The following is a 12,900-nucleotide window of genomic DNA, read 5'->3' on the forward strand; positions in this document are numbered from 1 at the left end:
CCCGATGCATCATGCACCGAGAGCTTTGTTTTATCTTATTTCACGATTGAAGAAACCGGATTTCTCACACCCTTCATTCCTACGAGGAATGCCTTGGCAGCACCAAACTTGAGGAACATATCCAAACGGATAGGAATATGATTCTCATCATCGGTTACATAGAAATCTACGATTCTCTTATACTTGCGATTCTCATACTCCATATAGGCAAGGCGCAGGCAACGGTACTTCACACCATTATCTGCCTTGATGGTAACCTTACCATCAAACTTTATCTGAGCTGGAGTGCGGTTCTTTCCATCAGCAATAGGGAATTTTACGGTATAACCCTTCTTCCAGTTGGCAGGATCGAAACTGCGGGCACGCAGGAAGATGTTCATCATGTCAAAAACACAATCATCGTAGGTGGCATTCTTCCATACATGCTTACCATCATGCTGCTGACGGTGCTGTTTGAGATGACACCTACCGCCAGAATAGCTGTAGAATACCTCATCTACCGTATAGCGCTTGCCCTCGTGAGCTCCCTTACGGAAATACATAGGCGCCAGATCGGTGCCGCTGTAGCAGAGCAGAGTGTCGCGAAGCACAAAGATATCATCTACACGCTTATTGCCTCTTGTAACAAGAGAACCGCGATAAGCAGGCTTACCATGACGGGTGGTTTGGACGATAGACATACTGGCATTACCAGCTTTTACCCAAACAAACTTCCAATTGTAATACAGATTGTAAGTAAGGAACTCACCCGACTTGAAGGCTGTATTACGGAAGGTACACTGGGCAGACACTGTTGTGCTGACCAGAAGTAGCAATAATGCAATCCCGAATGATTTGATCGTTTTCATAATTCTTTATAATTTAGGAATGTACTCGATGCCAAGTTTCTTGGCACGTTGCGCATTCTGGTTCTTAACTTTCTTTTCTTTATCAGGCTTCTGCTTGGTAATGGCACCAGGCTTCTGACGGGAAAGTTCACGGGCCGTAGGATCCCAACTCTCGGTTAAATCCCATTTAGCCTTGCATTCTATCACGTCTGGATAGTAATACACCTCTTCTGCCTGTTCATCTTTATCATAGCAGCCTGTATCCCACTTGCCGTTGCCGTTGCGGTCTACTATCAGACGCATGTAATACTTCTCCGGCTTGAGATAATAGAATTCGGCTACTCCGTTCACTGCCTTCACTTCTTTCACCACCTGATCCTGCGCATTTAGTAGCTGAACGAGGAGCGGATGATTGTCGAAATCGTGCGTTACATTAATGAGCAGCGTGCCGTAAGTATCCAGGGAATTGACCTTGAAACCTTGTTTTACAGGTTTAGATACAAGTCCGTAGATGTCCTGGAACGCGGCAGAATCAACCTCCAGACTATATTCTATGTCCGGACGCCACTCGCCTCTCAGAATATACTTGCGGTTGCCCAGCGGCTTAAACTCCATCGGCGCCCTATACCATAGCGTATCATGCTTGGCATAGAGATGAATGCCTGCCGTATCGGCCTTGGCAAGCGGCGTATTGAAGGTGAAGATAACATTCTTATCAGGATCGAGCTGAGAAGAGACACTCATCTGAACATCAAGCGGTTTTACAGCCATCACGCTATCATAAGGTTCACCCTTCTTCTTCAGTTTTTCCTGCTTCTTGGTCCATTTCTCCAGTTCCTTAGCCTGCGCCTTCATACGCTTTTCGTAAGGTTCCTTCGAAAGAATTTCGAGCGTATCAGTCTGGTTGCGGAGCACACCCGTACTGTCTGTCATACGGTAAGTAAGCTCTATATTCAGCGTATCCTGGTTGACCAGCGCCGTATCCTTGAGCCAATAGGTAAGCGTATCGTTCTTCTCCGATTTTTCCAGAATAAAAGCATCTTTCTCATTAAAATTCAAGCCCTTGATCTGTGGCAGGATAGAATCACCATAACTGTAATAGAGCGAGAAGCAGTTGGCCTTCTGACGCTCTGCCTTGAGAAAGAAGCGGTCGGAAACCAGTTCGGTAAAGGCACGGAGCACTACATTATCCGGTAGGAAATGAGTATAATTAACCTGATCTATCGACTTGATATGCAAGGAATCAATCCATGTAGTATCCTGTCGTACATCCGGCTTGCTTGACGGCACGATAATATCATGAGAAAAAGCGAGTTTTTCGCTTTTCTGGCTGAACATATAGTTGCCATCCATATCCTGCAGGGCATAGATGCGGTAAGAGCCCGGAGCCACACCTTTTATGACGAAGCGACCACGGCTGTCGGTACGGCTTACACGCAGCATAGGCTTGGTCTTGAAGGCTGAATCGGCATGATCAGCGTAAAGACCTACCAGAATACCCTTAATAGGCTCCAGATTCTCCGATTCGAGCACATATCCTGACACCTCCATCGTATCGATGACCTCGCCGGTAGAGAAACTGTAGGTATAGTTTCCCATCGGATTGCCCTCGTTATTATCGCTGATGGCATCGGAAAAGTCGATGGTATAGGTAGTATTCGGCTTGAGCGAATCTACCAGAGAAATCTGAATATGCTTGCCCGAAGCCTTGATTTCAGGCACTTCGAGCTGCGGAGGCGAAACAACCACTTTCTCGGTAGGATTATCTACCTTGATATATTCGTCGAAATAGATATTCACCTTCTTCTGCTTCACATTTACGCCCTTATCGGCTGGCGAAGCTCCAATCACCTTAGGAGGAGTTTCGTCGAACCAACCACCATCCGGCTGTCCCATCTTGGCACAGGATGCCAACATGAGGAAAGCTAAGACGTAGAAAGGCAGAAACAGTGAATTTGTCTTCAACTTGCTCTTTATGTCGTCTAATTGAATCATTCTTTATATCTTCTTAATATTGCAGCATCACTTCAACTTCAGGCGGAAGAAGCATGCTGCTTGGTTTATTTGTTCATCATGAGCATCTCATCAATGTTCTTGCGGCTGTTGCTCAAGCGTGGAATCTTATGCTGTCCACCTAACTTGCCCTTGCTCTTCAGCCATTCATTGAAGAGTCCCGGCTTGGCCTTCACTATCTCCAGATGCTGGAGGGTAACGTCGTGAAAGCGCTTGGCCTCGTAATCGCTGTTGATTTCCTGCAGCTTCTGATCTAACAGACTGGCAAATTCATCGAGGCTGGCTGGCTCCTGAGAGAACTCTATGAGCCACTGGTGACGGCACTTAGCATTACTGTCCATATAAACCGGCGCAGCGGTATAATCAGAAACCTGAGCACCTGTCTTCTCGCAGGCATAAGCCAATCCCTTCTCAGCATTATCCATGATCAGTTCCTCGCCAAATGCATTAATAAAGTACTTGGTACGGCCGGTAATGACAAACTTATAAGGATTCTTGCTGGTAAACTGAACCGTATCGCCGATGAGATAGCGCCACAAACCACAGGAAGTGGTGATGATCATAGCGTAGTTCTTGCCTACCTCAACACCCCAGAGAGGCACAACGGTAGGATTCTCGCTGCCGAATTCGTCCATAGGGATAAACTCGTAGAATACATCATAATCTATCATAAGCGACATGGCTGGGTCTGCCGGATCATCCTGCAGTCCGAAGAATCCCTCGCTGGCATTATAAGTCTCCATATAATGCATGTTCGGCGAAGTGATGAGCTGTTCATACTGCTTGCGGTAAGGAGTAAAGGCAATACCGCCATGGAAGAATACCTCCAGATTAGGCCATACCTCTTCCAGATGCTTCTTGCCGGAAAGTTCCATGACACGCACCAGCACACTAAGCATCCAGCTAGGAACACCCGAGATATTGGTTACGTTCTTATTCATCGTTTCGCGGGCAATAAGGTCGCGTTTCACTTCGAAATCGCTCAGGAGAGCAGTTGACTTCTTAGGAACACGCACCAAATTGGCAAGCGGGTTGATATTTTCGATGAGGATAGCGCTCAGGTCACCCACCAGACTATCCGACACATTATAGTTAGGCGAATGGCTTCCACCTAAGATAAGGCTCTTGCCATCAAAGAGTCTGCTCTTCGGATTATTGCGCAGATAATAGGCTACGGCATCAAAGCCTCCGGCATAATGAATGCCATGCAAGCCATCATGAGAAACCGGGATAAACTTACTCTTATCGTTGGTGGTGCCAGATGACTTGGCATACCATTTTACCAGTCCCGGCCATAGAATATCCTTTTCGCCATGACGCATACGGTCGATATCCCCCTTCAACTCCTCGTAGGTATTGACAGGAATATTCTGTGCAAATTTATCATAACTGTTGGTGGTATTTAATAAATGCTTGACACCATATTCAGTATTTTTTCCTTTATTTATAAGGTGCATAAGCACTTTATGCTGCAAATGTTCTGCATCATAGACATACTTCTCCAACTCCTTCTGCCGAGGTTTGAAGACGTTACTTACTATCGTTGTTAAACTCATATCTAGATATATATCATTTAAGTAGATGCAAAAGTAAATCAAACTTTTGATATAGAGAAAGTTTTTACTATTTTTTAATACAAAAGGGTAAGATAAAGTATACAAAAAGGAAATATACAACACAAAAGACTCCCATAAGTGGCGATATTTACCATCTTATGGGAGTCTTCTGTTAAATCGTATTTCCTATCCGGAAAGAGATACAGTTTACTCATCGTTACCGAAAGCAGCCGCTTCGGCAGCGGCAATAATCTCTTCTCTTGATAATTCCTTAGGATGAGCCGTGATGTCGCTCAAATCGAACTCATCACTCTCCTTCTTTTCATCCTTCACCTCGACCTGCACTTCAGTTTCCTGGGCAGTTTCGGCAGATTTCTCTGTGAAAACCTCCTCTTTGAAAACATTGATGTGCTTCTCCTCCACCGGTGCGTTTTGTGCATCAGCATCCTGCGAGATGATGAAATCGTCTTTCACTTCTGTGTTAGGCACGTTTTCAACAGGTTCCTCTTCCATCTTGGTGCGGTTAGCCTTAGCTGTGAACACAGCATCAATATACTGTGGTTCTTTGCGCAGTTTTTCCAAGCTAGTCTTAGAAGCCACCTGCTGGCTTTCCTTCTTGGAATAGCCCTTTCCTACTCCACCTTCAACACCTTCGAGTACAACCTGATAGGTGAAAATCGGGCTACCATTCTTGTCTTTTTGCTGGTCTAGCATAACGAAATCCAGCTTCACGCGGTTTTTCTGGCTCCATTCGATGAGTTTGCTCTTGAAGTTAACCTCCTTATAAGCCACCTTATCGATGTTTATCATTTGTGCCAGAATACGTTTCTGCATAAAATACATGCAGGCATCGTAACCACGGTCTAGATAAATGGCACCTACCAAAGCTTCGAACGCATTTCCTCCCATATAACTGTTATGAGAAGAACTGTGGCCATTAGAAAGAATCAGCTGGTTGATGCCCATTTCCTGTGCCAGTTTATTCAGCGTATCACGCTGCACTAACTTGCTTCGGGTATTGGTAAGGAATCCCTCACGCTTGCCAGGGAAATGCTGGTACACGATATCTCCTACTACAGCATCCAAAACTGCATCACCCAAGAACTCCAACCGCTCATTGTTCACTGGTTTTCCCTTAGAATTGCGGTGCATGATGCTCTTGTGCAACAGCGCCATCTTGTAGTAGCTGATGTCGTGAGGATAAAAACCGAGGATTTCATATAAAGACAAATAAAGCTCTTTATCCTTGCGGAAAGAGAGCTTTATCCTATCTATAAAATTATTCAGCATACTTCTTGAATACTACACAGCAGTTGTGACCGCCGAATCCGAAAGTATTACTCAATGCAGCACGAACCTCACGCTTCTGAGCTTTGTTGAAGGTAAAGTTCAAGTTGTAATCGAGCTCTGGATCATTATCACCCTCTTCGTGGTTGATAGTAGGAGGAACGATATCGTTCTTCACACTAAGAACACAAGCCATAGCCTCTACTGCACCAGCAGCACCAAGGAGGTGACCAGTCATTGACTTGGTAGAACTGATGTTGAGCTTGTAAGCTGCATCACCGAAGACAGCCTTGATAGCCTTAGCCTCAGAGATATCACCTACGTGGGTAGATGTACCGTGAACATTGATATAGTCAATGTCCTCTGGCTTCAGATTGGCATCAGCAAGTGCACGCTCCATAACGAGCTTAGCACCAAGACCCTCAGGATGAGATGCTGTGATGTGATAAGCATCGGCACTCTCGCCCTCACCTACCATCTCAGCATAAATCTTCGCACCACGAGCCTTAGCGTGCTCAAGTTCCTCGAGAATCAAGCAACCTGCACCCTCGCCCATGATAAATCCATCACGGCTTGCGCTGAACGGACGTGAAGCATGCTCTGGGTCATCATTACGTGTTGACAATGCATGCATAGCATTAAAACCACCTACGCCACAAGCGCAGATAGCAGCCTCTGCACCACCGCTAACGATGATGTTTGCCTTACCCAAACGAATCAGGTTGAAGGCATCAGCCAATGCATTGCTTGAAGAAGCACATGCAGATGTAGTAGTGTAGTTTGGTCCGTGGAATCCAAAGTGGATGGAAATCTGACCTGAAGCGATATCTGCAATCATCTTAGGGATGAAGAATGGGTTAAACTTAGGACCATTCTCCTCGTGAGTACCATAGTACTTCACCTCATCCTCGAAAGTCTTGATACCACCGATACCTACACCGAATACAACGCCAACGTTGTTCAAGTCTTCCTTCTCAAGATCGATATTAGCATCCTTTACACCCTGCATGGCAGCAATCATAGCCAACTGGGTATAACGGTCAAGCTTGCGAGCTTCCTTACGATCAATCCAATCATTGATGTTCAGGCCTTTAACCTCGCAAGCGAACTTGGTCTTGAAAAGGGTTGTATCGAAATGAGTAATAGGCGCAGCACCGCTCTTACCAGCAAGGAGGCTCTCCCAAGTTTCCTCAGGAGTATTACCAACTGGAGTCACAGCACCGAGACCTGTTACAACAACTCTCTTTAATTCCATTTAGTATAATTTAGCTGCTAAATTACTTAGCGTTCTCCTCAATGTAAGAGATAGCGTCACCTACAGTAGCAATCTTCTCAGCCTTATCGTCTGGGATAGAGATAGAGAACTCCTTCTCGAACTCCATGATCAACTCTACAGTATCCAAAGAATCTGCACCAAGATCATTTGTGAAGCTTGCCTCTGGCTTAACTTCAGCCTCATCAACACCGAGTTTATCAACGATAATTGCCTTTACTTTGCTTTCAATTTCTGACATAATTGTAACTTTTAAAATGTTTATAAATCAATTTCTAATTAAAAATCTGGGTGCAAAGGAACACTTTTTTTTTGAGATAAACAAATATTTTGGCGAAAAAAGTGCATTATGGTGCACAAACACCCCCTAATTGTGCATATTTTTGGCATTTTTTTCCTTTTTTGTTGGTCGTTTCAGATTATTTTGTTACTTTTGTACGGTATTAATTAAACATTTAAATCCATTATGACATTTACAGAAAAAGCCAATAAGATATTTAATCAGGCGATAGCCGATTATCATATCAAAGACAACATTGATACACCAATCAATAATCCATACCAGGAAGGTAGCATCGAGAACTACCTTTATCTGAAGTGTTGGATTGACACTGTACAGTGGCATTTCGAGGATATTATCCGTGATCCTCAGATAGACCCGGCTGAAGCACTCGTATTGAAGCGCAGAATCGACAAGAGCAACCAGGACAGAACAGACCTCGTTGAGCAAATCGATACTTACTTCCGCGAAACATACAAAGACGTGAAGGTTCAGGATGATGCACGCATCAACACTGAGAGTCCTGCATGGGCTGTTGACCGCTTGAGTATTCTTGCCCTCAAGATTTATCACATGAAGGAGCAGGTGGAACGTCCGGAAGCTTCGGCTGAGCACAAAGCGAAATGCCAAGCCAAACTGGATGTACTTCTGGAACAGCAGGTAGACCTTTCTACAGCTATCGACCAACTCTTGGAAGATATCGAGGCTGGACGCAAATACATGAAGGTTTACCGACAGATGAAGATGTACAACGATCCTTCAACCAATCCTGTACTCTACAAGAAATAAAAAACAGAATAGGAGAGCGCATATACCTTATTATATAATAAGAGGTATGGCTCTCTTTTTTCACTTTATATTATATATAGAAGAAAAAACGATGAAAACTGAGCATATCCTGGTAATTAGATTTTCAGCCATGGGCGATGTAGCCATGACTGTACCTGTAATTCAATCTTTGGCCAAACAATACCCGAAAGTAAGAATTACTGTGCTCAGTCGTCCCTTTGCCCGTCCTTTCTTTGAAGACTTGGCTCCTAACGTTGGATTTATGGAAGCTGATATCAAGGAGGAATACAAAGGGGTGAAAGGACTCAACGCACTCTATCGCCGATTGATAGCCAAACAGTTTACAGCAATTGCCGATTTACATAGCGTGCTGCGTTCCGATTATCTGCGTATGCGCTTCAACCTGGATAACTTCAAGGTTGCACATATTGACAAACATCGCAAGGGAAAACGCAAGCTGGTAGCTTCTAATGGTAAAAAACTTGTGCAGCAACCTACATCGTTCCAAAACTATGCTGATGTTTTTGCACAACTTGGATATCCTATCCACATGGATTTCACATCTATCTATGGGGATGGAAAACAAGGAGATTTAAGTATCTTACCACAGGAGGTATTCGGAGTAGGAGAGAATGCTATCTCACAAGAAGACAAGCACATAACAGAGCCGTGGATTGGTATTGCTCCCTTCGCTGCACACGAGGGAAAAATATATCCGATACAACTGATGGAAAAAGTTATCCAGCGACTTATCCACAATCATCCACACGCTCATATCTTCCTTTTCGGTGGAGGCAAAGACGAAACACCAGTGATGAACGACTGGGCTGAGAAGTATCCACAGCTCATTAACGCTTCTTCTCATCTTAACGGATTGAAACAGGAACTCATCCTGATTAGTCATCTGCACGTTATGGTGAGCATGGATAGTGCCAATATGCACTTGGCATCGCTTGTTAACACTCCTGTAGTAAGCATCTGGGGAGCTACCCATCCATACGCAGGTTTCATGGGCTGGCATCAGGATCCTGCCAATGCCGTACAGCTTGACTTACCTTGCCGCCCTTGCAGTATCTATGGTAACAAGCCTTGCGCTAGGGGAGACTTCGCATGTATGAAGCATATCTCTCCTGAACTGGTAACAGAAAAAATTGATTCTGTTTTGAACAAAAGATAGGGAATCAGAACTTCTATATATAATAATATATCAGAAGAGGGTGTGTCATAAGTTTATGATTCACCCTCTTCTTGTTGTTGGATGAGATAGGATATGTTGTTGAAAGAGATAGGATATGTTGTTGAAAGAGATAGGATATGTTGTTGGAAGAGATAGGATATGTTGTTGGAAGAGATAGGATATGTTGTTGAGATTGTCAGTATCTTCGGCCGCACAACAGCTGTTGTGCGCTTGCATAACAGCTGATATGCGCATGCACAACAGCCGTTGTGCATGCGTTGGTCAACTGTTATGCGCCAACTATTATCCAGACTTATGACACACCCTCATTACCAACCATATAAATAACTCAGACCAGAGAGGGTGTGTCATAAGTCTGTGACGCACCCCTTTTTATTTTTTGCCTTTTCACAGATACGAAATCTTTAAAAAACATTTTTATTTACAACAAAGCCCAAACTTTCACAAGCTCGGGCTTTGCCTTTCCGCAAAAGATTTGTATCTTTGCAGAAAACTTCTTTAAGTATGGCAAAGATACAAATAAAATCTGAAACTCGGCACGAATTGAGCTTTTTTCCTAACTCTTTCGATGATTATGTGCCAAAAGACAGCAAAGTTCGTATGGTGGATCGTATTGTTCGCAGTATGGACATCAACCCTCTCATGGATACCTATGATGGGATTGGTGCTCCTCCTTACAGTCCGAAGATGCTTCTAAGTTTAGTTGTTTTTGCCTATATCAATGGCGTTTATTCCTGTCGTGGCATAGCGGACGCACTTAAATACGATGTTCGCTATATGTGGATTTGTGGAGGTAAGCAATTATCTTTCGCAACAATCAACCGCTTTAGATCCCATCATATGATTAAATGCATCGACTTTTATTTTGATGCGGTCGTCTCCATATTGGTTGAAAAGGGCGTGATTAGTCTGGAGGAACAATATGTTGATGGTACTAAGATAGAGTCGAAAGCAAACAAGTACACGTTTGTATGGAAGAAGACCGTGGAAAAGAACAGGGCTAAGCTCTTGGAAAAGACCTCTGCTGCATTGGCTCAGATAAAAGAACAAATTCGCCTGAATGGCGGGAGTGACATTAAGGAAGAAGACAGCGAGCCAGCCACTTCCGCCAAGGATGTAGAGAGAAGTGCACGTTTGTGTGAGAGGCAAGTGAAGAACCTTCCTAAGGCAAAGCTTACAGGAAGAGAGAAGCAAAAGCTAAATACTCAGATAGATCACTTGTTCAAAGCCTCGGACAAACTGTGCGAGTATGAAAAATCACTGGATATACTGGGCGAGAGAAACAGTTACTCCAAGACCGATCCCGATGCGACCTTCATGCGCCTCAAGGAAGATGCCATGAACAATGGGCAGACAAAGCCTGCCTATAACCTTCAAATTGCGACAGAGAATCAATATTGGACGAATTTCGCCCTTTATCCCAATCCAACAGACACCCTGACCTTCAAGCCTTTTTTGGATAAGTACAAGAAAAGATATGGAAAGCAATCCAAGAGCGTCACCGCAGACTCAGGGTATGGCTCGGAGGAGAACTACGAGTACCTAGAGATGGAAGAAATGGTGGGTTATGTAAAGTACAACTGGTTTCACAAGGAACAGCATAAGCCTTTCAAGGAGGATGCCTTCAACCAAGCGAACTTCTACTACAACAGGGATGATGACTATTATGTCTGCCCCATGGGACAACACATGGAACCTTGTGGACAACGGCAAACGAAAAGTGACTCCGGCTATGTGTCTGTCATTACATTATATAGAGCACAACGATGTGATGGATGTCCGCTTGGAAGTCTCTGCAAGAAATCCAAAGGCAACAGAACCATATATGTCAACCATAAACTGAATGCATATAAAAAGGAAGCCTTCCTGCTACTAACGTCTGAAGAGGGCTTGAAACACAGAAGCCAGCGACCGATAGAGCCGGAAGCTGTATTTGGGCAGATGAAGGCAGATATGCATTATAAGCGATTCAGGCATTTTGGAATGGACAAGGTTTACATGGATCTAGGATTGTTCGGAATGGGATTCAATTTGAAGAAATATTTGGGTATAAAACGATAAAACTCAATTTTGTTTTTTTTATCGTCAGGGATAACTATGCCCTTTTGTGAGCTTTGGGGCTGTTTTGTTATCGATAAAACAAGAAAAGTAAAGTTTCTATACAATATAATAAGATTCCCTTTGTGAAGAAAGACTACGATTCAACTAGAATATATAGAAACACACAAAAAAAGGGTGCGTCATAGACTTATGACACACCCTCTTTTTTGTTTTCCACAAAAGCGTGGATAAGTGTACGGAAAACCCCAATAATAACTTTTTAATAAGTTTGAAAATATCCACACATACCTATCTCAAACCAACGAAAAGAGGATATCCACATAGATATTATTAAGTTTTTAGAAACTTTTTCGCAGTTTTTGACCGAAAAAAGATATAAACTTATTAACTTTGCACCGAATTGGGGAAATGTTGATAAACCGGTTAATGCATTAAGAGACAAGAAAAAGATTTCAAAGGCCTCTGCGGATAAACTGAAATAAGACTTGGATAACGAAATACGCAAGTTTTTATGCAGAATGTTATCCACTTATCCACGGCATATCATCATCTCTATATTCTTTTTTAAAAAAATAAAAAATAAAAAATAAGAAATATAATATGAATGTTATGGTGAAAAAAGAATGGATTGAGAAAGGATACGTTGACGAACCCGTTGACGAAGCCTTGGACTTGAAAGCTGAAATCAGAAAGCTTTGCAAGGAGAAAGATGCTATTATCCTCGCCCACTACTATACGGTAGGTGAGATTCAGGACATCGCCGACTTTGTTGGTGACTCTCTGGCTTTGGCTCGTAAAGCTGCAGAAACCGATGCCCAGGTAATGGTTATGTGTGGCGTGCACTTCATGGCTGAGACATGCAAACTCTTGAGTCCTGACAAAATCGTAATCTGTCCTGACTTGAATGCTGGTTGCTCGCTTGCTGACAGCTGTAAGGCTGAGGATTTGAAAAAGTACAAGGAAGAGCATCCAGGATATAAGGTTGTGAGTTATGTAAACACCACGGCTGCAGTGAAGGCGCTGACTGATTGTGTAGTGACAAGCGGTAATGCTAAGAAAGTGATTGACAGTTTCCCACAGGACGAAAAAATCATCTTTGGTCCAGACTATAATCTCGGTAACTATATAAACAGCGTTACAGGCCGCAATATGTTGCTTTGGAACGGTGGTTGCCATGTACATGAGAAATTCTCTGTAGAGGCTATAGTTAAACTGAAGCAGAAGCATCCTGAGGCTGTTGTGATGGCTCACCTGGAGTGTAAGGCACCAGTACTTACTGTAGCCGATGTAAAGGGCTCTACAGCCACCATGTTGCATTATGCCCAAGAGCATCCTGAAATTAAGGAGTATATTATCGCTACAGAGGCGGGTATCCTGCATGAGCTGGAGCATAATTGTCCTAACGTAATTTTCTATCCTGTACCTCCAGAGGTAAGCGAGGGTGGATTAGGTTGCAGCTGCAACGAGTGTGAGTATATGAAGATGAATACGCTCAAGAAGATATACAATGCATTGAAATTTGGTTGGCCAACAGTTGAAGTGGCTCCTGAAATAGCGAAAAAAGCGGTCAAACCAATAGAAAAGATGTTGTCACTATCATAGAATAATGTGGTGAA

The 12,900-nt window shown here is 43.5% G+C and carries 10 protein-coding genes; 4 read left to right on the plus strand and 6 right to left on the minus strand.

What is annotated here, in order from left to right; genetic code table 11:
• Window positions 1–35: 35 nt before the first annotated feature.
• The 6 genes from RCO84_RS13510 to RCO84_RS13535 form a co-directional block, all read right to left on the minus strand.
• On the minus strand, window positions 36–848 hold the full coding sequence (locus RCO84_RS13510) for a DUF3108 domain-containing protein (protein WP_117728219.1): 813 nt from the start codon (window positions 846–848) through the stop codon (window positions 36–38).
• A gap of 6 nt (window positions 849–854) precedes the next feature.
• Entirely contained in the window at window positions 855–2,822 is a 1,968-nt protein-coding gene (locus RCO84_RS13515) for an Ig-like domain-containing domain (protein ID WP_317585386.1), read from the minus strand.
• 65 nt (window positions 2,823–2,887) lie between these two features.
• A complete protein-coding gene (locus RCO84_RS13520) occupies window positions 2,888–4,396 on the minus strand; it encodes a GH3 auxin-responsive promoter family protein (protein WP_117695485.1) in 1,509 nt (502 codons plus the stop codon).
• A gap of 207 nt (window positions 4,397–4,603) precedes the next feature.
• Window positions 4,604–5,686 carry a ribonuclease III gene (gene rnc / locus RCO84_RS13525; RefSeq protein ID WP_317585387.1) on the minus strand — a complete coding sequence of 361 codons (1,083 nt, stop codon included), beginning with the start codon at window positions 5,684–5,686 and terminating at the stop codon, window positions 4,604–4,606.
• Window positions 5,676–6,938, minus strand: a complete 1,263-nt coding sequence (gene fabF / locus RCO84_RS13530; protein WP_118080646.1) for a beta-ketoacyl-ACP synthase II — start codon at window positions 6,936–6,938, stop codon at window positions 5,676–5,678. The genes rnc and fabF overlap by 11 nt, the downstream gene beginning before the upstream one ends.
• Before the next feature lie 22 nt (window positions 6,939–6,960).
• Window positions 6,961–7,197, minus strand: a complete 237-nt coding sequence (locus tag RCO84_RS13535) for an acyl carrier protein (RefSeq protein WP_006848240.1) — start codon at window positions 7,195–7,197, stop codon at window positions 6,961–6,963.
• 225 nt (window positions 7,198–7,422) lie between these two features.
• Here RCO84_RS13535 and RCO84_RS13540 point away from each other — a divergent pair, with 225 nt between their 5' ends.
• From RCO84_RS13540 to nadA, 4 genes are all read left to right on the plus strand, one after another.
• On the plus strand, window positions 7,423–8,025 hold the full coding sequence (locus RCO84_RS13540; protein ID WP_144152490.1) for a DUF4254 domain-containing protein: 603 nt from the start codon (window positions 7,423–7,425) through the stop codon (window positions 8,023–8,025).
• Between the two features lie 91 nt (window positions 8,026–8,116).
• Entirely contained in the window at window positions 8,117–9,202 is a 1,086-nt protein-coding gene (locus RCO84_RS13545; RefSeq protein WP_264901944.1) for a glycosyltransferase family 9 protein, read from the plus strand.
• Between the two features lie 525 nt (window positions 9,203–9,727).
• Window positions 9,728–11,284 (plus strand): IS1182 family transposase, encoded by a 1,557-nt coding sequence (locus RCO84_RS13550; RefSeq protein ID WP_317584030.1) that lies wholly within the window; start codon window positions 9,728–9,730, stop codon window positions 11,282–11,284.
• A gap of 609 nt (window positions 11,285–11,893) precedes the next feature.
• Complete coding sequence (gene nadA / locus RCO84_RS13555) at window positions 11,894–12,886, plus strand: quinolinate synthase NadA (RefSeq protein ID WP_317585388.1); 993 nt, start codon at window positions 11,894–11,896, stop codon at window positions 12,884–12,886.
• Window positions 12,887–12,900: the final 14 nt, after the last annotated feature.

The sequence above is a fragment of the Segatella copri genome (assembly GCF_949820605.1).
GTDB lineage: Bacteria > Bacteroidota > Bacteroidia > Bacteroidales > Bacteroidaceae > Prevotella.